Annotated in this window: 15 protein-coding genes and 1 tRNA gene; 6 read left to right on the top strand and 10 right to left on the bottom strand. The window is 46.8% G+C overall.

Annotation, left to right across the window (positions count from 1 at the left end; all coding sequences use genetic code 11):
• Window positions 1–222 precede the first annotated feature (222 nt).
• Genes FTO70_RS14875 through FTO70_RS14885 form a run of 3 tightly spaced genes read right to left on the bottom strand, consistent with a single transcriptional unit; the run spans window position 223 to window position 3681 of the window.
• On the bottom strand, window positions 223–1980 hold the full coding sequence (locus FTO70_RS14875) for a sensor histidine kinase KdpD (RefSeq protein ID WP_255336552.1): 1758 nt from the start codon (window positions 1978–1980) through the stop codon (window positions 223–225).
• Complete coding sequence (locus FTO70_RS14880; RefSeq protein ID WP_255336553.1) at window positions 1973–3022, bottom strand: uroporphyrinogen decarboxylase family protein; 1050 nt, start codon at window positions 3020–3022, stop codon at window positions 1973–1975. Before FTO70_RS14880 ends, FTO70_RS14875 begins: the two co-directional genes overlap by 8 nt.
• Window positions 3019–3681: a B12-binding domain-containing protein gene (locus FTO70_RS14885; RefSeq protein WP_255336554.1), complete on the bottom strand. Its 663-nt coding sequence runs from the start codon at window positions 3679–3681 to the stop codon at window positions 3019–3021. Before FTO70_RS14885 ends, FTO70_RS14880 begins: the two co-directional genes overlap by 4 nt.
• Window positions 3682–4303: 622 nt before the next feature.
• Between FTO70_RS14885 and FTO70_RS14890 the strand changes: the two genes are divergently transcribed.
• Window positions 4304–4669: a response regulator gene (locus tag FTO70_RS14890; RefSeq protein ID WP_255336576.1), complete on the top strand. Its 366-nt coding sequence runs from the start codon at window positions 4304–4306 to the stop codon at window positions 4667–4669.
• A gap of 8 nt (window positions 4670–4677) precedes the next feature.
• Here FTO70_RS14890 and FTO70_RS14895 read toward each other — a convergent pair whose 3' ends face one another.
• The 3 genes from FTO70_RS14895 to FTO70_RS14905 form a co-directional block, all read right to left on the bottom strand.
• A complete protein-coding gene (locus tag FTO70_RS14895) occupies window positions 4678–5742 on the bottom strand; it encodes a PAS domain-containing protein (protein ID WP_255336555.1) in 1065 nt (354 codons plus the stop codon).
• Between the two features lie 163 nt (window positions 5743–5905).
• Window positions 5906–6763 (bottom strand): methanogen output domain 1-containing protein, encoded by an 858-nt coding sequence (locus FTO70_RS14900; protein WP_255336556.1) that lies wholly within the window; start codon window positions 6761–6763, stop codon window positions 5906–5908.
• Window positions 6753–7475, bottom strand: coding sequence for an ATPase domain-containing protein (locus FTO70_RS14905; protein ID WP_255336557.1), 723 nt, complete (start codon window positions 7473–7475; stop codon window positions 6753–6755). Before FTO70_RS14905 ends, FTO70_RS14900 begins: the two co-directional genes overlap by 11 nt.
• A gap of 431 nt (window positions 7476–7906) precedes the next feature.
• Here FTO70_RS14905 and FTO70_RS14910 point away from each other — a divergent pair.
• The 5 genes from FTO70_RS14910 (at window position 7907) to FTO70_RS14930 (ending at window position 11060) form a co-directional block, all read left to right on the top strand.
• Window positions 7907–8000: transfer RNA gene (locus tag FTO70_RS14910), tRNA-Arg, on the top strand.
• A gap of 334 nt (window positions 8001–8334) precedes the next feature.
• Window positions 8335–8838, top strand: coding sequence for a GNAT family N-acetyltransferase (locus FTO70_RS14915; protein WP_255336558.1), 504 nt, complete (start codon window positions 8335–8337; stop codon window positions 8836–8838).
• A 123-nt stretch (window positions 8839–8961) separates the two neighbouring features.
• The gene (locus FTO70_RS14920; RefSeq protein ID WP_255336559.1) at window positions 8962–10035 is read left to right on the top strand and encodes a hypothetical protein; all 1074 of its coding nucleotides are present in this window, start codon (window positions 8962–8964) and stop codon (window positions 10033–10035) included.
• A gap of 228 nt (window positions 10036–10263) precedes the next feature.
• Window positions 10264–10458, top strand: coding sequence for an MM0924 family protein (locus tag FTO70_RS14925; protein ID WP_255336577.1), 195 nt, complete (start codon window positions 10264–10266; stop codon window positions 10456–10458).
• 173 nt (window positions 10459–10631) lie between these two features.
• Window positions 10632–11060 (top strand): fasciclin domain-containing protein, encoded by a 429-nt coding sequence (locus tag FTO70_RS14930; RefSeq protein WP_255336560.1) that lies wholly within the window; start codon window positions 10632–10634, stop codon window positions 11058–11060.
• A gap of 295 nt (window positions 11061–11355) precedes the next feature.
• Here FTO70_RS14930 and FTO70_RS14935 read toward each other — a convergent pair whose 3' ends face one another.
• From FTO70_RS14935 to FTO70_RS14950, 4 genes are all read right to left on the bottom strand, one after another.
• Window positions 11356–13083, bottom strand: a complete 1728-nt coding sequence (locus tag FTO70_RS14935; RefSeq protein WP_255336561.1) for a DEAD/DEAH box helicase — start codon at window positions 13081–13083, stop codon at window positions 11356–11358.
• Window positions 13031–15631 carry a BREX system ATP-binding domain-containing protein gene (locus FTO70_RS18075; RefSeq protein ID WP_255336562.1) on the bottom strand — a complete coding sequence of 867 codons (2601 nt, stop codon included), beginning with the start codon at window positions 15629–15631 and terminating at the stop codon, window positions 13031–13033. Before FTO70_RS18075 ends, FTO70_RS14935 begins: the two co-directional genes overlap by 53 nt.
• 179 nt (window positions 15632–15810) lie before the next feature.
• Window positions 15811–17055 carry a BREX system ATP-binding domain-containing protein gene (locus FTO70_RS14945; RefSeq protein WP_255336563.1) on the bottom strand — a complete coding sequence of 415 codons (1245 nt, stop codon included), beginning with the start codon at window positions 17053–17055 and terminating at the stop codon, window positions 15811–15813.
• A gap of 132 nt (window positions 17056–17187) precedes the next feature.
• Window positions 17188–18030: a hypothetical protein gene (locus tag FTO70_RS14950; RefSeq protein ID WP_255336564.1), complete on the bottom strand. Its 843-nt coding sequence runs from the start codon at window positions 18028–18030 to the stop codon at window positions 17188–17190.
• Window positions 18031–19042 lie beyond the last annotated feature (1012 nt).

Below are 19042 nucleotides of genomic sequence, written 5' to 3' on the forward strand. Positions count from 1 at the left end.
GGGACAGGAGAGGCAGCCGGAATTTAACAGGCATTTCCGGATCTGTCTCTTTGCCAGAGGCGGAGTCCTCCTGAGACTGCATCCCTAAAATACAGAGGGGTCAGTATAAGATTTCCAGGCAATGTAAGATAGAGGAGTCAGTATAAGATTTCCAGAATATGCAAAAAAGGAGATCTGTATAAGGGATTAATTTACTGTTAGGGATTAATTTACTGTTAGGGTTTAATTTACTGATTGTTTTTTCCCTTTTTGAATAGATCTCAGTTTCATTACAAATATCGTCCCTGAGGGCCTGTTGTCCTCAACAGTAATGCTCCCTTCGTAGCGGTCTACTATTTTTTTGACGATGTAGAGCCCGAGACCGCTATTTCCGGTTTCTCCGAATTTGAATCCCTCTTCAAAAATCTTTTCTTTAAACTCTTCCGGGATCCCCTTTCCGTAATCAGCAATGCGTATCACGCAGAAATTGCCTTCATTTTTGATAGAGATATCAATCCGGTCTGTTTTGCCGTGGATGATGGCATTTCTTATGATGTTGTCCATCAGGGACGGAAAAGCTTCGTCAACAAGGGGCCTGCATGAGCCTTCCACCTTGAATTCCACGGGGTAATTTTCAATCAGCTCCCTGATAACTGCTTGAATATTGCAGGGATTAAGCCTTCCTCCTCTGGAAACAAGGTTCTCCATTTCCCTCATTTTATTTATTATGTCGGCACTTCTTTCAGTGGCTTTCAGGGCTTTTGAAACATAGCGCTCTTCTCCTTTCATCTGGAAGAGTTCCAGGGACATGGAAATCACATTAAGTTCATTGCTTACGTCGTGCCTTATAATTCTGTTTATAACCTTGAGAACGTCGGAATACTGTTCCAGCATTTTTCTGGAGCTTATGACTTCATGGTACTTCCGGGAATTTGAAATAACAAGTCCGCAAACTGCTGCAATGTCCACAGCAAGGCTCAGGTACCTGTTAACGTATTCGGGAAACAGGATTTCTTCTGCCTTCAGGACCCCGATCACCTCACCTTTATCCCGGATCTTGACCGAAAATCCTTTCCTGTCTCTAAGACAGCAGTTCTCTGATTCAAGGAAGGTTGTGTCGATTTCTTTCCAGAACCCGGCTTTGATTTTCTCTCTTTTCTCCCCTTTGTCCTCTGGGATGTTTTTTTCACAGACAGCCCCGGTTTCTTCCTCTCCGGTTTTCGGGCCGTACTGCTGCTTTTCAAGGACCTTCCCTTCTTTTAGGGAAAAGTATGTAATTTTTCCCGGGGCAAAGAGCAGGTTGAATATTTCACTTATCCCGTCGATAGCTTCGCTTTCATCTTTTGCTTCCAGCAGCTGTCCGAGGACTTCAAAAGCGACAGCATAAGAGGCACTTTTTGCTTCTGCCTTCTTCTTTTCTTTCTCAAGGCTGGCAGCGCTGCAGGAATACAACAAATTTGCAAGAAACAGCTGAAAATAATCAAGGTCCACATCCAGGATTGTGCAGGCCAGCCCCGAAACCTTCGAAAGTTCCCGGGCCTTTTGCTCTATTTCAGGGCAGAAGCCGGAATTCAACAGAAGGATTTCGGATGCCGGGAAAGGGGTGTAATCGGCATTCCTTTCCGCTTCTTTTATCTCCGGAAAGGGAATAAGGGGTTCCAGTTGGGAAGGAAGAGCAGGATAGGCCCCTTCCCTGAGATACCTCCGGACCGCCGAGGGCCCTAGCAGGGCTTCTGCGCAAGAACCCAGCCTGTGGATATGAACCCTTCCTTTCCACTCTTCAGGAATTTCGGGTTCGTTTCCGGGGCAGAGCACGAGGAATTCCTCATATTCCTCTCCTCGCGTCTCCAGAAGTTCAAACAGGGTTTTACCGTCTGAGTTTTCCGTTTCGCAGGAAAGGATGCCGGGAAGATTCAGCCCTTTTACGTCGATGTTTTCAAGTGCGGCTTTTGATTCAGCTATCAAGGCTTTCGGGACAAGCAGGCAGAGTCCTTTACTCATTAGTTTTTTCCCCCGGGTACCGCCCCCATTTTTTTACTGCTTTTGAGAGGTCCATAAGGACTTCGTGCGGGACCTGCCAGGGGATTTCCCCGTGGTTATCTGACAGGATAAAGCCTCCACCTGAAGCTGCTTTTGAAATGGCAGTCCTTACCGCACTTTCGGCTGTTTCGGGGGTCCACCTGCACATCTCGATTGCGTTCAGGTTTCCCATAACAGTTACCTGTTTTTCACAGGCTTTTTTCACTTCGGCCAGGTCTTCAAGGGTGCTTGTCCCTACTATCGAAGTTCCGGTTTTGATCAGGTCTCCAAGGATGGGAAGGGATCTTCCGGAAGCCATATGGGTTCCCGTTGGGCCCTTGATTTTTGCAAGGGTCCTTTTTGCAACTTCAAATCCGGTTTTAAGGTACATTTCCCGGGGCATGATTGTGGTTGAGGATACGGGGTCAAAGTAACAGATAGCCGTTGCCCCGGCTTCGAGCTGGGCATTTGCCCATTCAACGCAAAAATCTTCATTTGCCTGCATCAGGGCTTCAAAATGTTCGGGAGCTTCGTAGATCAGGTCAAGGTAGCTGGAAAAGCCAAGCTGCATGACAGGCAGGGAAAAGGGGGACATGACAACGCCTATGATAGGAATCTCATCCCCGACGTTTTCTTTCAGGATTGCAGTAGTCTCCAATACTTTCTGGAGTTTCCGGGTGTCGGGGACAGAGGGAGCCTCCAGGCTTTCTATTTCTTCAAAACTGCTGATTACTGGCCTTCCGGCGTTTGTCGGGCCGTCCTCATAAAATATTGCTTTCCCTCCCCAGGCTTCCAGTTCCAGGGCTGCGTAATAAAAAGAATACAGGCAGTCGTGCCCGTAGCGCTCCTGCATTCTAAGCTGTGCCCGTGCAACGTATTCGGGGTTTGAATAGTACTCCTTGATGCTCACCCCGACTTCCCTTGCTCCCTGTACGGTAAGTAGAAGGAAAAAAGGAACGTGGTCAGGCTCTTCAAACGAAAGTGTGCTGAGCACACGTTCCATGGGGCTCATCTCTTCTTTCATAAGAACTTCTCCTCTGCCGGAAGGGAGGCACATCTCCATCCGTTTATGTGCTTTACGATGTCTGAAGAGTTTATGGCCATGGCATCCGCACCTATCTCAAGGTACAGCTGAGGGTCGAGCTGAAAGGGGGCTCCTCCGGCAATAATTTTTGTTTTCAGCTTTCTGCTGTCTATAAGAGCCCTCAGTTCCTTTACCTTAAGGGTCAGGTTGAGCATTAAAATCGAAACCAGAAGGATGTCTATTTCTTCTTCATCCAGTTTTTTGATCAGGACGGCAGGTTCGTCCGTGCCGAAATCAACAACTTTAAACCCGAGGGACCTGAGAAAAGATATTACCATGCGTTTTCCTAAAAGATGGTGGTCTCCCAGGGTTGCTACTCCGATTTTCGGGTTGCGAGCCCTTTCAGGGGCTTCAGCGGGAAGAATGCTTTCTACGATTTCTTCGGAGATTTTGCAGGCCATATAGTTCTGGGCAAGGGCAATCTCTCCACTTTCCCATTTGCTCCCGATTCTTTCCAGGGCCGGAGCAATTATTTTTTCAATAATTTCAAAAGGAGAACTGAATTTAACCTCTCCGCCTATAAGCTTCCTGGCAGCTATCCTGTCAATTGACAGCAGGGCGGATTCAAAGTTTTCCGTATGTTTTTCATAAGAGACCAAGTTTCTCTTCCTCTTTAATTATTGGTATATTTCCAGTTAAGTTTTAGTTTCCTGAACTCTGCGGTATCAGGATTTTTTAGCCGGGAAGCTGTCTATTAGGCAGGAATCGGTTTATCCGGTAGTGAGTATGGTCAACTTCCTCTAATTTTTATTTAGTTGGTAATAAGTGAGCTGGAACTTATGGATGATTAAAACCGGTTAATAAATCATTTGATGGTTTTGGAAAGTGAACTATAAATTTTTTCATTAACTTTGAGGATTTCATTAACTTTGAGGATTTCATTAACTTTGAGGATTTCATTAACTTTGAGGATTTCATTAACTTTGAGGATTTCATTAACTTTGAGGATTTAATTAATTTTAAAGTGTATTTCAACGGGTTCCGGGCCTCTAACTTTCAGAACTTCCAAAAATATATCAGTTCTTTATATCAGGCATATTTCTATATTATTATAATAATAGTTGATTGAATATATTTGTATATTAGTTTACTAACTTTATATCGTATAAATATTTTATAGAATACCGATTATGTAAACATGACAACATAATATTTATCATTAAATATTTTTAGTTGTTTGTTATGTGAGGGTTTTTGGAACGGACAGGAGTATTGATATTGGTGAAAAAAATTCTGCTCGTCGACGATAACGAAGATCTAATAGAGCTTCTGAAGGAGGTTTTGGCGGACTTCGATGTCGAAGACGCTAATAACGGGGTAAAAGCCGTCGAGAAATTTAGAAAACAGAACCCTGACATTGTCCTGATGGATATAATGATGCCTGAAATGGATGGGATTGAAGCCACCCGAGAAATTGTTGGAATAAATCCCGGAGCAAAAATAGTAGGGCTAACTGCTTACGGATCTTGTAGAGGGGACCAGATGCTCAGTGCAGGGGCCTGCAGAGTTCTCTCAAAACCTGTCAAGTATACCGAACTCCTCCAGTGTATAACAGATGTCCTTTCTCAGGGGCAACCCTGCCCTTAAACCTTTTTTCAAGGATTTTGTGGACCTTTCAGGCTGTCTTCCAGTTCTTCTGAATTTTTCCACTCTGTGTCAAGTTTGTTGAGAATATGTTCTATTTTTTCTATTTGCTTCAGGGATTTTATTGAATTTTCGGATTTTTCCAGTTCTGCAAGCAGCCGGATCACAGTCAGGGGATTCCTTATACTGTCAAGGAGAAAAGCAAACTGTTTCATGTTCCTTTCTAGCTGTTCCAAAGCGTGTTTATTTATTTCTTCCATCTCTGCCTGGTGGGTTATCTCGTACCTGGTCTCAATTGCCCCTATAATTTTTCCTTCCCGGTTTTTAAGGGGGCTGGACTTCACATGCCATTTTCTCCCATCAGGGGTTGAAAAATCGACTGATCTGGGCTTTAGAGTTTTAAACACTTCAGCTGCAGGACAGAATGTGCACCTGCTCTCAAAACCATGCAGGACTTCATAACAGGGTTTGCCTATTAAGTTGCTGAGAATCTCTTTATAGTTTTCAGGGCTCCCCAGTCTCATTTTTTCAAAAACAGCCCTGTTGGCCCAGAGCAGGAGGTAGCCTGTATCGATTAAAACCAGGCCCTCATTCAGGGCATCAAGGATAATTTGTCTTTCCCGGCCCAGGTTCCGGATTCCTGCTCCTTCTTCCTTTAAATCTTTCACTTCCCTGGCAACTGCAAAAAAAACCGTTTTCTCTTCCCATCTCCCCTCCGAGAGACTGATACTTACGGGAATTTCTTTTCCGCCTTTTGTAAAGAGGGACCGGGAAGTTTTCTCTATCTCCGGGTTAATAACATCCGGATTAATAGCATCCGGGTTAATAATCTCTGCCCGGTCCGGGAGCCCGGACCCGCACAGGAAGGAAAAATCCATAGCTTCCAGTTCTTCCCTTTCATAACCCAGTTTCATTGCTGCCCTGCTCGCATAAAGTAGCCTTCCTCCCTTTCCAAAAACAAAGACCATCTCTTCAAGAGCATCAAAAAAGGGTTGAGCTTCTTCAAAATAGCAGGATTTCTCTTTTTTACAGTTAATGCCCCCAAAGAACAGGTTTTCCCCGGAAATTGTTGTCATTTCAGGCAGGTAAACCCGGATACTTTGAAGTATTTTTTCCCTCAGGCTTTCTAGATTCAGGGAAGCTGGGAGGCTCATAAATATTATTATTTAATGCTCTCTTATATTAGACTTTTTCTAAAGTAGAGAGCAAAAATTTCAGTTTTCCGAGCATGAGGGGCATTCAGAGTGTTTTTAAGAGGAACTCACAGCAGTCGTTCCTGTTCCCTATGGTTTTCATCGCTTCCAGGTCGCAGTGGGGTTCAACCTTCAGAGCTATGCTCGAAAAGATTTTCCTGGTAAGGGTGCACAAAATAGGGTTTTTGCGGGCTTCTTCCCCCCTCCAGGGGCACCTGGTTCCTTTGATGACGTAAATAGCTTCATTATCTCCGTTTTTCGCAGTAAAATTCCCTCCAAGCTGGTTCATAATGTCAGCACATACCTTACTTGCGCTGGATATGTCCATCTTCCCGTTCTCAAAGCGGTACATGTCAAAGAGGGTCTTTTCAACCATTCCTGTCATCTGGTTGATAATTATTTTCTTCTGGTCGGGGGAAACTTCCTGGAGAAGGGTGGGAATGATTGCGGTCAGGATATTCTGGACCCTGTTCTTTATTTCCAGGCTGTCGCGTTCGGCCACTAGCTGGTCGTGGAGGCTCTTGACCCGGAGCAGGGATTTAACCCTGGTTTTGAGTTCCAGCCTGTTTATGGGTTTCGTAAGAAAATCATCAGCTCCTACCTCGATGCCTCTTATCCGGTCTTCGAGCTCCGAGAGGGCTGTAAGCATCAGGACCGGGATGAAACGGGTCTCAGGGCCGCTTTTGAGCAGTTTGCAAACTTCGTACCCATCAATTTCAGGCATCATAACGTCCAGGAGGATAATGTCGGGTTTTGCTTCTTTTGCCAGCTGGAGAGCTTCTTTTCCGCTGTGTGAGGGAATGACCTCATAGGGCTCCGACATGAGATAGGCTTCCATCAGTTCTACATTTTCCGGCAGGTCGTCGACAATGAGGACCTTCGGTTTGCTTTCTTCACTCGACAAGACTTCCTCCTCCTGGCCCCTGGACTTTGATCCCATCCGACGTGATCTCAAAAACTGACATCTCGGGAGAGACGGCTGTGCTGCGCATCTTGGGGATGTTCAGGTAGCGTTCCATTTTTCCTAAATAAGAGTTTTCTTTTACCAGAAGACGGATAGACCCGTAAACCGAATACTCCGCAAGCTGGTGGGTCATATTATGTGCGGCTTCATCCATTATGAAAAGGGTTGTGCAGCCTTTTTTCCTCAGAAGGTAGCTCAGTCCGTCAAACTGGTCCCTGAACCTCCTTGCCTGGATCCGGATGGCAAACACTCCTATATTATCGATGACAAGGCATTCAATGCCTTCAGGCACAAGTTCTATGAGTGTAGGCAGTTCGATATCAAAACTTTCGGGCTTGAACCCGTATCTGGTACTCCCTATTTTTTCCGAGCGTTCCTCAAAGAGCTTTTCGATGATGAACTGTCCGCTTTCATAGTAAGGTTTAAGGTCACGCCCCAGAAACTCTGCCTGGTGCAGGAGGTCTTCAGGGGTTTCTTCGGTTGCGATCATCATGCATTTCCTGCCTTCGAGACAGGCCCGGTAAAGGAAATGAATACCGAAGATGGTCTTTCCGCTCCCGGCTATGCCAGTGATCAGGGTTACTTTGTTCATGGGATAACCCCCGCTTAGTTTTCTGTCCAGCTCATCAATACCTGTTGAAACCCTTTCCATTTTTACACCCTTTCACCTTACACATTGGCCTTTCATTCTTCCCGCACCCTTCACAGAAACCGAATCGTCTGCCTTCCTACTAGGTATGTCAAACTATAAGTAAATATTTAAATACACTTCCCTAATTTAATTAAAAATAATCTTCCTATTTAACTTTGTTGATTTGCCTAACATTATATTAATCATCTAATTTTTATTTATTCATAATAAGTTGGCCGCATATAAATTAGTTTAATTCTATAATTTCCCTGTTGTAAAGTTATTCCACCAGGCTTTGAGGCCTTTCCGGCTCTCTTTCCTGTCCCCTTTTCCTGCCGCGATTTCTCTTCTTACACCCCTTTTCTCCCCTTTTACTCCATTTTCTCTCCCTTTTCTTATATTTTAAGAGAAACCTTTAATATGGATAGATCCTATCACTACTGCTGCACCGCGGGCCCGTGGGGTAGCCAGGATATCCTAATGGGCTTCGAAGTAAGTCGCTTACGAAGACACCCATTGACTCGTGTTCGAATCGCGGCGGGCCCGTTCCGTGTTTTTATTTTAAAATTAACTTTTATTCTTTTTTTTGTTCTATATTTTTTGTTCTATATTTTTTATTCTGTGTTTTTTATTCTGTGTTTTCTATTCCGTGTTTTCTATTCCGTGTTTTCTATTCCGTGTTTTCTATTCCGTGTTTTTTTATCCTGTGTTTCTTATCCTGTGTTTTTGGTACATCAACTTCAAATTAAATCTTCTTTTGTGTTTATTTTTTACGTCAGGTCCTTTTGAAGTTTTCAGTTTACTCCCCGGAATCTGATTTCTGCCCCTCCCGGATATTATATTGAAAAAGTATTTATTCCGCCGGGTTTTTTTCCCTGGGATGTCAGGCTGCAAAAATAACAGGGAAGAAGTTCAGAAGTTCGAACCAGGACATGAACAAGAAACAGGTCCCCTGCTCAGGGTCAGATGGACCGACGGGAACTGTGCAGAAGCCCTGGAGGATGCCTACCAGGTTCGCAGGGAGGTCTTCATTAAGGAGCAGGAAGTTCCCGAAGAAGAGGAGATCGACGAGGCGGACTTAAGTTCCCACCACGTTATAGTGTATGAGAATACCAGGCCAATAGCAACAGGCAGGCTTGTCCGGGATGAAGAAACCTGGCTCATGGGCAGGATTTCCGTCCTTAAGGAATACCGGGGAAAGCAGGTCGGCAAACTCGTGGTCGAAAAACTTCTGGAAAAGGCCGCGGAGTTAAAGGCAGGAGAAGTCCATATTCATGCCCAGACCCATGCTGTGGGCTTTTACGGGAAACTCGGTTTTGTATCTTACGGGGACACCTTCCCTGAATCGGGGATCGAACACATCTGCATGAAGAAAAAGTTGTAACCCGGAAGGCTTTAACTGAAAAGGCTGCAATTGGAATGGCTGTAATCAACTGCTAACGATTGGCAAACTGTCAAAATTTTGTGCATATGATACTTACTTATTGCCCGAAAAAGAGTTCTTATTATGGGCTGGTATAGCATAGATGCGGTTGACAGGGCTTTTTCAAGGACAAGAAAAGCTCTTTTTGAACCTTTTGACTTCTGGAAATGGGCAAAACTTGCGCTCATCATCTTTCTGCTTGGCGGGGTAAGCTCCAATTACGGGGGCTCGGGCACGAACTACCGGATGAGTTCCGAAGATTTCGGAGACACTTATCCCGGGATAGGCCCGGACAGGATGCCGGAACTGCCTTTTGATGCGAACGGGTTTGACCCGGCCCAGATGCAGTTTCCCGAAATTGCCGGGTTTTTGATTGCGGGAATAGTTATCCTTTTGCTAATCGCCCTGTTTTTTTCCTATGTATCCAGCGTAATGGAGTTTGTATTTGTGGAGGCCCTGGTGAGAAACGAAGTATATTTCTGGGCATATTCGCGAAAATTCCTGAATAAAGGGTTTTACCTCCTGCTTATCCGCTTCGCCCTGGGGCTTGTTTTCCTTGTTCTCTTCGGGATAGCCCTGTTGCCCCTCTTTCTCAGAATGCTTGAAAGCTCTCAGGATTTTTCCTGGCCCGTCCTGGTCGGGGGAATTTTCTGGTTCATCGGCGTAATTGCGGTGCTTGCCCTGCTCGGGTCGGCGATCAATTCCTTTTTGGGCCTTGCAATTCCCGTATCCATTTACCGGGAGACCGGGATACTTTCGGCTTTCAAGCTGGTCTTCGGGAATTTCAGGAAAAGCTGGCAGGAAGTCCTGGTCTACTGGATTGTCAGGTTTGTTCTGGGGATAGGAGTTGCCATCCTTGCCGTAATCCTTGTCGTGCTACTTATGCTGGCTTTCGGGCTGGTCTTCCTTATCCTTGACGGGGTCCTCTATTTCCTCTTCTCGGCCTTCCTATCCGGCCCTCTGCTCTGGGTGCTCCTGATCCCTTTTGTCCTGGTAGAACTGCTGCTGGTATTCATAGTCCTGCTCCTGCTGAACGTGCCCTTTGCCACCTTCATTAAATATCACATGTTGAGCTTCCTTGATATGTGGTATGCGGAAGCAGGAATTCCTTTCTTTGATAAACTTTCCGTAGAGCCGGAATATGAGAATAGTTTCTGAGTCCCCCTTAAAGGGGACTTCATGTTTTGTTTCGGTGTGAAGCTATTCTCAGAAACTCTTCTCAGAAACTCTTCTCAGAAACTCTCCTCAGAAACTCTCCTCGGAATCTATTAGCAGGAACTTTGTTTTTACAATATATATCTGGGTTGATATTATATTTGATACGGAATATAACTCCCTAAGTCCTGACGTGATCTCATGGGGGTTGTAGCATCAGGGGGTGATAGGATTAAACAGGAATTCATTGAGAAGTATTATCTTGGAAAGGAAGTAGAAATCGACATTGGCGGAAGAAATACATATCGTGGGATTGCTGCTGAGTGCAAGGACGGAGTCCTGAGCCTCAAGTGGAACATAAAAGAAGAGGGTTATACCCACATCAATATCGAGAGTATTGCCGCCATGTGGAAAATCCTGAAATGAACCTTTAACAGGATTACGGTTATAGCTAGATCCCAACGTTTCTAACCAACAGCTCAAGGTTCCTTATTCACTCAAGGTTCCTTAAAATCTTCAAAGCTTTGATTTACGGTCAGTTAAAATCGTTCGGTACCTGGCTATGACCAGTAAATTCAAGGTAAAATGGAGTGGGAAATATGAAAAATATAGTAGAAACAGCGATTCAGGCGGGAGCGTTCAATACCCTTGTTCAGGCGATAAAGGCCGCAGACCTTGTCGAAACCTTGAGCATTGAAGGGCCTTTTACGGTTTGCGCCCCGACAGATGAGGCTTTCTCAAAGCTTCCCAGCGGGACCATAGACAGCCTCCTCAAGGATAAAGAGAGCTTGAAGCAGGTTTTGCTCTATCATGTAGCTTCAGGGCAGGCCATGTCCCGTGATATTGTGAAGCTTAAGTCAGTCAAAACCCTGCAAGGGGAGGAACTCAAAATCGACATCACACATGGGGTGAAGGTCGGGGACGCCCAGGTAACCCAGCCGGATATCGAGTGCTCGAATGGGGTTATCCATGTAATAGACAGGGTGTTGATTCCCAAATCCGTGCATATGCATGCTGCACCTCGCTGAAATCTCTACTTAAGGAAGGGAAACCTTCCTTTTAAAATTTAACTCCGGATACAGGAAGCCCAACCTGGTAGCCTGGAAACCTTCTGCAATTTTGGAGTAAGGCATGGATAAAAGTGAATATCTTGTATTCCAATTTCTCATAGGGCTGTTTATATTCTTGGTTACTGTCCTTTTCGTGCGGATGCTTTTAACTTGAAGTGCTTTTTTTGTTATGCAGATGCTTTTTCCTGAAGACTGCTTTTTCCTGAAGCTCGAAAGTGGCTCGGAAAAGCTCGAAACGGCTTATTCTGGCGTCTCAAACTTCCTGCCATTTTTCAAGTTCAGATTTCTGAATTTTTTCGGGTAAATACTCAAAAAAGGCCCCCATCCGGGATGCGGTCCTGAGGCTGTTAAATACGCCTTTTACCGTCGATTTTTTGACGTAGGCTTTGCTGTCTTCCATTTCAACGATCTCCCAGAATTTCCCTTCAAGGGTGAAAGCCTGGCCGTCCCTTATGCAGTTGACCGGGAGCTGAACTTCTCCGATTTCTTTTCCTGTCCGGGCGTTTACGGCTTCAATGGTCCGCACAGGAGAGATATTGGAATGAAGTGTTCCTTCCTCTCCGAGGTTCATGATGAATTCCGAGGCATAGATTTTCCTGTTTCTGGAGCTTACCAGGCCGGCTGCCAGCAGCTCTTCTATAATGCTTTTCAGGTCTTCGTACGCACAGAAGTTGTTAAACAGCCCGTACAGGTAGTCTTCATTCACTCCCCTGGGGCTTGAGTACAGGACCGAGAAAATTTGCTGGACTGCAACGGACAGGTCCGGGGAGTAAACGCTGCCTTCAAGGTGGGCCTGTTTTGTATAATCCAGCAGGAGTTCGAACAGGGTTTTTAACCGGCTGTCACACAGGAAAAATACGTTCACGAAGCCTGTCCTCCTCCCGGCAGTCCCTATCCTTTGCACGAACGAAGACAGGTCAGGGGGAACCCCGCCAAAAACTATGGCGTCGAGGTCGCCTGCCTCTATCCCTATCTCCGGGGGCATGGCTGAAACGCAGGTCCCTCTTACGGAATTTTTCATAAAATTCTCGGCCTCGTCCCTTTCCCATTTCGAGAGGCCTTCGTGGTGGACAACGACTTTGGAAGGGCCCGGGAGTTTCCCGAGAAGGGCTGCAATTTCCTCTGCTTTCTCCCGGGTGTTGCAAAAAACGAGCACTTTTTTCAGCTGCCTTTCCCTTGAGAGTTCAAAGATTTCCTCAAATGAAGCCGTATATGCCGCATTTACTTCCCTTTCCCCTCCAGCCCGGAGGACCTGGAAATCGTCCATGTACCTTTCCCCAGGCTGTATCGCGTCCCCTGAAACGGCTGAAAAGGCATAGACGGAAAACTTTCCCGCAATCTCCCTCAGGCGCTCGAGGAGGAGGCGGACCTGGTCTCCCCTGCAGCTTCCGTCGATACTGTGGATTTCATCAAGCACTACAGCCTGCAATTCTTCAAAAACCCCCGGATGCCTGCAGAGCAGGGAGTCCAGGGACTCGGGGGTTGTTATGAGGATGTCCGGGGGGTTTTCTTCATTTATGTCCGGCCGGGTCCCTGTTTTTTTCGAGACACGCAGGCCGGGCCGTGCATTCTGCTCGCGGAGCATGTTAAAGATTTCACCTGCAAGCGCTCCTGTGGGCACAAGGTAAAGCACGGCAAGTCCCCTTTTCCCTTCCTCAAGGAGCTTTTCACACAGGGGGGCCAGGACAGCTTCGGGAATCCCGCCGGCTGCAGGAGAAACGATAAGCGCATTTTTTCCCTCAAGCACAGGCAGGACCGCCATTTTCTGGGCCGCAAGCAGGCTTCCTGCCTGCCCGAAAAAAGTGCTCCATGTCCGTCTCAGGCGCCTCTTCAAGTCCTGGTTTTCCACCTTTTCAGTTCCGGCCTGCACATTTCCTGCAGGGCCGGTTTCCGGATTCTCATTCATATTCAGGGCTTCAGCTCCTTCTTTATCTGAGGACATCATCCGGAATGCTTTCGGGATGGTAGCGCAGGAGGTCAAGCCCTTCCACGGCAGCTTTGACAAATGCCCTGGGCCTTTCAAGGGGGAGATAGGAAAAAAGGTCTCTTTCAACCGAAAAACCGTAGGCTTCGAAGTAGATTTTTTCTATGTTCCCTAGCAGGGCCTGCAGGGAAAGCTCGTCCAGGGTCTCAAGTTCTATCCTGTCCAGGCCTTCTAAAAGAGAGGCCATTTTTGAGTACGGTTCCAGGGATTCCAGCATTTCCGGCACGAAAGAAAAGATGAGTTTCAGGCCCGGTTCCCTCTCCCAGAGATACGGGACGGGCTGCTGCGTCATCTTGCTGTAGATCAGGCCGCTTTTCGTCCCCTTGTTTTCAACGTCCGGAAGGTCATCCAGGAGGGAAGCGTCGGAATTGCTAACCAGGACGAGGCCCCTGAAGGTGTTGAGAGCTTTGTCGAATTCGTAACCCGTATACCAGTAGGGGTCAAGGGTTTCTGCTTCATCAAAAAGGACCAGGATCCCTTTTAGCCCCAGGACATTTTTCGCAGCCCAGCCGAACCCGCTGAGCAGGTTGCTGTAAATGTTTGCTGCGGTCTGGTGCTCGTAAAGGGCAGGAAAACCTGCCGGGGCTTCCCTTCTCCCTTCGATCCATTCTAAAAGCCACTCCCTGTCCTCTCCGGCATTCCAGGCCTGCAGCAGCCTGCCGAGATACGGGTGGGCCCGGAGTTTCTCTACTTTCGAATTTCCTTCCTCGTTCAGGCGGCTCATAAGGCGTTTCAGGAAGGCCCTGAAATTCAGTACGGCCCCGTTTTCCGTGCAGCGGAAATTGTTCACGAAACTTTCGTACAGTTTATGCGGCTTGTGGAAGGGTGATTCCTGCTCATCGATTTCGATCCTGGCAACTCCCCAATTTTTACTGAGTGCGGTTTCCGAGACCAGTTCCAGGAAATGGGTTTTTCCGCTCCCGTACTCCCCGGTGACTACCAGGGAGCCCTTGCCTGAGTCCAGCCATCTGCAGGCCTCAAGGAATTCTTTTTCCCTGCCTACCGAAAACTTTTCAACCTGGGACGGAGGCACTCCTCCCAGGCGGAGGGACTCAATGATCCTGCGGGCTGCAACTACCGGCTCAACAGGCTCCACATAAGGGTTTACCTTTCCCGCCTCCCTCCAGGCTCCGGAAATATTTTCTTTTCCCATATCCCCGGAACCACCTGTTCCCATAAGGTGAATTTCCCTGGCTTCGCCTGTAATTTCAGCAATCGATTTCAGAAGCTGGTCAGGGTTTGAATTGCCTGATTTTCCGGGTTTTTGTCGGAAATCCCGCCCGGAAAAACTTCCTGGCAGGGAATGATTTCCTGATAGAGAAGGGTTTCCTGGTAGAGAAGGGTTTCCTGATGGAGAAGTACTTTCAGAAGGATTTCCTGATTGGTTCCGGTTTTCTTCTTCGGGGCCTGTGAGAGTGTCAATCAAACTTATGGAAGCAAGTAAATCGGAAATTCCTGCAGAACTTTTCTTTACCTCTGTTTCCTCAGCTCCTTCCGGCGCTTTGCCTTTTATGGTATCCGGGGTATTCAGCAGGTCCAGGATCTCTGCCAGGACCGGGGGTTTTTGCTGGCTCTTTGAGTCCTCTGCTTTCTCTGTCTTTTTGGGATCTGATGCCCCAGGTTTCGGAGCCTCTTTGGGGCCTGCTTTTAGAGGCTCTTTCAGAGGCTCTATAAGTTCCCCGGAATTTGTAAGCTCAGGGAGTTTCAGGGTTTCTACGGAGCCCGTGATTTCTTCTAAGTCCACTTTTATGGCAGTCCCTTTGTCTCCGGAATCCGGAACTCCGGCTGTACCCGTATTATCTGCAGGGATTTCTTTTGATAAACCCTCTTCTACTGAGTCTTTTACCTTTACCGGGTCCTTTATCCGTACTGTATCTTTTACTTTTTCCGGGTCTTTTGCTTTTATCGGGTCTTTTGCTTTTATCGGGTCTTTTGCCTGTAAAGTGTCCTTTTCCTGTATTGTGTCTTTTACCTCTACCGGATCTTTTACCTTTACCGGGTCCTTTACCTGTATCATGCCCTTTACTTCTTCGGGCTCTCTTTTATCCGGCTCCTTGTTACCCACCTGGTCGGCGGCTTTCAGCAGGTCCGAGATCCCAAACAGGTCGGGAGTTGCTTTTGGTTCAGGTTTTTCCGTAGAATCAGAGGTTTCTGTCAGGTCCGGGACTCCAAAAAGGTCCGAAGCTGCTTTCAGGTTCTGGAAGCTCATTCCAGAAGATGCGGTCGGGCGTAAAGCAGTTTTCGTAGGGAAGCTGATTTTTTCTGCTGCGCAGCCTTCCGAGTCCAGAAGGCTTGTCTCCGAAGGGAGGGGGACAGATAGGGTTTCAATTGTTTCTTTAAAGGACTCAACTTTCTGCCCAACCTTTGGTTTTGCTCCCCCTTTTACTTCAGGGATCTTTTTTGCTTCAGGGGCGATTTTTGTTTCCCTCTCAGCTTCTGCCTTCGAAGAGCCCCTAAAAATCCATCGGCTCAGTTTGCTAAGGGTCTCAGTGATTTTTCCAAAGTCAATGAATTTCTCAAGTCCGAAAAGTTTTTTTCTGGCCACGGCACCACCCGAATGGTCGTAATGTTAAAAGCTTAAAATTTAAAGTTTGATTTTTCAAAATTTCAGGGTTGATTTTCCCATAATTTTATGGAGTTTATTTTTCAGAATTTTGGAGTTTATTTTTCAGAATTTTGGGGTTGATTTTTTTCAAAATTTAACGGACGCTTTAACTTTGCTTATTAACTTTGCTTATTTTCTCCCTCACTTTCCCTGCTTTTTGTTCTCAGGGCATGGAAGGAGGGGACGATAAGCTGGACAAAGAGGCGGTTGTAGGCAATTTCCCCGTAGCTCTCCTGGTCGGCCTTTTCAGCTGCTTCGCGGATTGCTTTTTCCAGTTCGACTTCGTCGAACTTTACGGCATATGCGACTTCATAGATTTTAGCCAGCTTTGCCCCGATTTCCCTTAGGAGGTCTACGGGGTCTTTTGAGAGGTTTTCAAGGTCGATCCTGACGCCTGTGGGGTTGATTTCCCCTTCAAAGGTGGTTGAGAGGCGCTGGTTGAGGGCTTCGTAGACGTGGGTCCTGCCTTCAAGAAAACCCTCGTCAGGTACGGCATAAAAGACCATGGTCCCTTTCAGGGCTCCCCGGCTGCAGGCGTCCACAAGTTCCCTGAGGTTTTGCAGCAGAGTACTCCGCTCTCTTGTGCTCATGCTGGGGGTCTGTTCGGCTTCGTCCAGGAGGACCACAAGCCCCGAATACCCGAGTTTCAGGACCCACTGGACCAGGCAGCGCAGCATCCTGAAGGCAGTAGACCTGTCAATTTTTTCGTATATGTGAAGTTCGCCAAGCCGGGCTGAAGAGGGGTTTTCTCCTTTCAGCCACTGCACGATGAGGTCAAAAAGGTCTTCATTTTTCCGGTAAAGTGCAAGGAAGGCGTTCTTAATTGCATTCTGGAAGCTGGTGCTTTCAAAGGGGCCGAGGCTCCGGAGGTAGCTTTCTACCTCGGCGTCCAGCCTGTGGACGGGGATCAGGGCCAGGCCGCTCATGGACTCCCTGTGCCATTTCCTCAAAACAGCCTCTATTCCTTTTTCAGGCTCGTTCAGGAGGGCAGCGGGTTCCTGGGGGTAGATCAGGTTGGAGACAACGGCCCTGTATACCTCTTCCAACTTGTGGAAAGGAGCGGAGTTGGAACTCAGTTCGATGTAGGAAGTGATGTAATTGTGTTCCCAGGCTTTTCCCAGCACGTTATACAGAAAATGGGTCTTTCCGCCTCCGTAGGCGCCGACGACCATCTTAAAAGAGCTGCCTCCGCATTTTATGTAGTCTTTCAGGTACTCGGCTTCGATGGTTTCCATGTACCTGTCCAGGCCGGCCGTAAAAAACTGGTACCCGTACAGGGGAGGCTGTCCGGTCCCTCCCACCTCGTTGATGATGCGCTTCGCTAAGGTCCTGTCGAGACTTCCAAATTCTATTTCACCAGACATTTTTTTGCTCCCGTGCATTCAGTCCTGAGGCCAGGTGATGTGAGCTAATGCAAAATTCTTCTTTTTCCCTGAAATTCTTCGGTTTTTATGAAATCACCCGGTTTCCCCGAAATAATTCTGTCTCTCTGAACTTTATTCGGTTTCCCTGAACTTTATCCTGGATACGGACTCGCCAAGCCCTTTCCCGGAACGCGGAGGGATCCAGAGGAATGCCGACTTTTTCTGGGTTTCCGCCCTGGTTGCGGTAATCAGCCTGAGTTCGAAACCTTCGGTCTTCCGCTTCTTCAAACGGAAGAGGTCATAACTGAACATTATGCGGCTGTACTCACCATAATATTTCTTCAGGGGGTTTTGCAGGAATTTCTGGTCCTGGGTTACAAAAGAATAAGCCGATATGAGTTCGGAAACCGGGATTTCGGAATCATTACTCCTGTTACTCCGGAGCAGGCAGATCCTGTAAGCCTCAAGCAGCTTGCCCAGGAACTCTTCGTCATCGAAGGCTCTCCCGGTTACGGCCCTATCAAGGTCCAGCAGCTTTGCTGCAACCACTTCAGGGCTTGCCTTAACCGTTTCCATTTTCTCAAATTCGGGCCCGTAGTAAATGTCCACCTTATTTGCATCCAGTTTTACCACAAAGGTATAGAGGGAAGTCCTGAGCCGCGGGTAATGCCCTTCCAGGGAAAAACCGTGTTCTCCCAGGTTTTCGGCCAGCTTTCGCCCGAAATCCGCCTTCACCCGGGTTTCAAGGTCTGAAATCTCCTTTTTGAAAGCTGCAAGTTCCGCATTTATCCTGGCCTTAAAAGAAGGGTCAAACAGGCAGTTTTCCATGTACCTGTCCATCTTTTTCACTTCATCTTTCAGGATGCTCAAACGCCTGGAGGGATTCTCTTCCGGTTTGCCAATTTTTTTCAGGGACAAACTCATGTTTTTTGCTAATGCGGCCTGGCTTCCAAGTTGTTTGATTACGTCTTCCATTCAAACCCTCGCGTCCTGATCTCTCAGCAAGTTATTTTTGATGCTGTACATAAATCTGTCTATATTTTTATCCAATGTTAATAATTCAATTATATTTATATTATCTTGTACTGTTTTTCCCCTGGAAAATCATAAATTCACAAACTCCCGAATCCACAAACTCTCGAATCCACAAAACCCCAAATCCACAAAACCCCGAATCCACAAAAGCCTGAATTCACAAAAGCCTGGATCTGCGAACTCCTTATTCCCGCTGACTGAATAAGTACATTGGAATAACTAAAAAGGTCATCCCGGTGACTGTGAAATCTACGGGATAACCAAAAAGGGGCTCCGTAGAAATCCTGTTATGTTTCTTGAAATGGCCCTTGTTTGTGATCGGTCTCAACCCAGATTTCAGGTTAGGTCTTTATCCTTGATCGTTCCCGGGGCCCTCACAGCTTTAGAAGAAAGCGGCGTTTTCCAAAATCACTGAAAATAGGTCGTGGGGTGAGTTACTAAAAACCGTAAGCACTCGAACTCTGCGCACTTATGAATAAACATGGAGCATGGTTGATGTTTGCGTTTTTCCAATTTGATCAATGACTGACCCCCCGACCTGAAAATAAATGATTGCAAAATAAACAGCTGACGGAGTTCTACACTCTGATTCGACATACATTTTCAATGACACTCATAATTTGAGAAAAAATTCTACAAAAACGAAAAAAGTAAAAGCGCTCAAAAAAACGGCAAGGGTTCAAAAAGCAGAAGCGAATACAGCCTGAGAATATTCTCTTTTAAATCTCTTATTCATTTCTTTTTGGAGAGGCGCCGCCAGACAAGCTGGCGGGGTAATCCTTCTTTCAATTGGACTGAAAAACTGTTTTTGGGTTATGCAAGTGCTTCCCAGGTAAACTGGCGGGGGATTACTCTATCGCCTGGCTTGAAAACTGTTTTCGGGGTCTATGCAAGTATTTCCCAGGCAAGCTGACGAAGGATTCCTCTATCGCCCGGACCGAAAGACGGTTGC

The sequence above is a fragment of the Methanosarcina sp. KYL-1 genome, from assembly GCF_024372725.1.
Taxonomy (GTDB): Archaea; Halobacteriota; Methanosarcinia; order Methanosarcinales; family Methanosarcinaceae; genus Methanosarcina.

Excerpts from the sequence above, each read along its gene's own strand:
- FTO70_RS14875 (WP_255336552.1), bottom strand. The coding sequence starts at position 1,980 with ATGAGTAAAGGACTCTGCCTGCTTGTCCCGAAAGCCTTGATAGCTGAA.
- FTO70_RS14880 (WP_255336553.1), bottom strand. The coding sequence starts at position 3,022 with ATGAAAGAAGAGATGAGCCCCATGGAACGTGTGCTCAGCACACTTTCG.
- FTO70_RS14895 (WP_255336555.1), bottom strand. The coding sequence starts at position 5,742 with ATGACAACAATTTCCGGGGAAAACCTGTTCTTTGGGGGCATTAACTGT.
- FTO70_RS14905 (WP_255336557.1), bottom strand. The coding sequence starts at position 7,475 with ATGGAAAGGGTTTCAACAGGTATTGATGAGCTGGACAGAAAACTAAGC.
- FTO70_RS14915 (WP_255336558.1), top strand. The coding sequence starts at position 8,335 with ATGTCAGGCTGCAAAAATAACAGGGAAGAAGTTCAGAAGTTCGAACCA.
- FTO70_RS14920 (WP_255336559.1), top strand. The coding sequence starts at position 8,962 with ATGGGCTGGTATAGCATAGATGCGGTTGACAGGGCTTTTTCAAGGACA.
- FTO70_RS14930 (WP_255336560.1), top strand. The coding sequence starts at position 10,632 with ATGAAAAATATAGTAGAAACAGCGATTCAGGCGGGAGCGTTCAATACC.
- FTO70_RS14945 (WP_255336563.1), bottom strand. The coding sequence starts at position 17,055 with ATGTCTGGTGAAATAGAATTTGGAAGTCTCGACAGGACCTTAGCGAAG.
- FTO70_RS14950 (WP_255336564.1), bottom strand. The coding sequence starts at position 18,030 with ATGGAAGACGTAATCAAACAACTTGGAAGCCAGGCCGCATTAGCAAAA.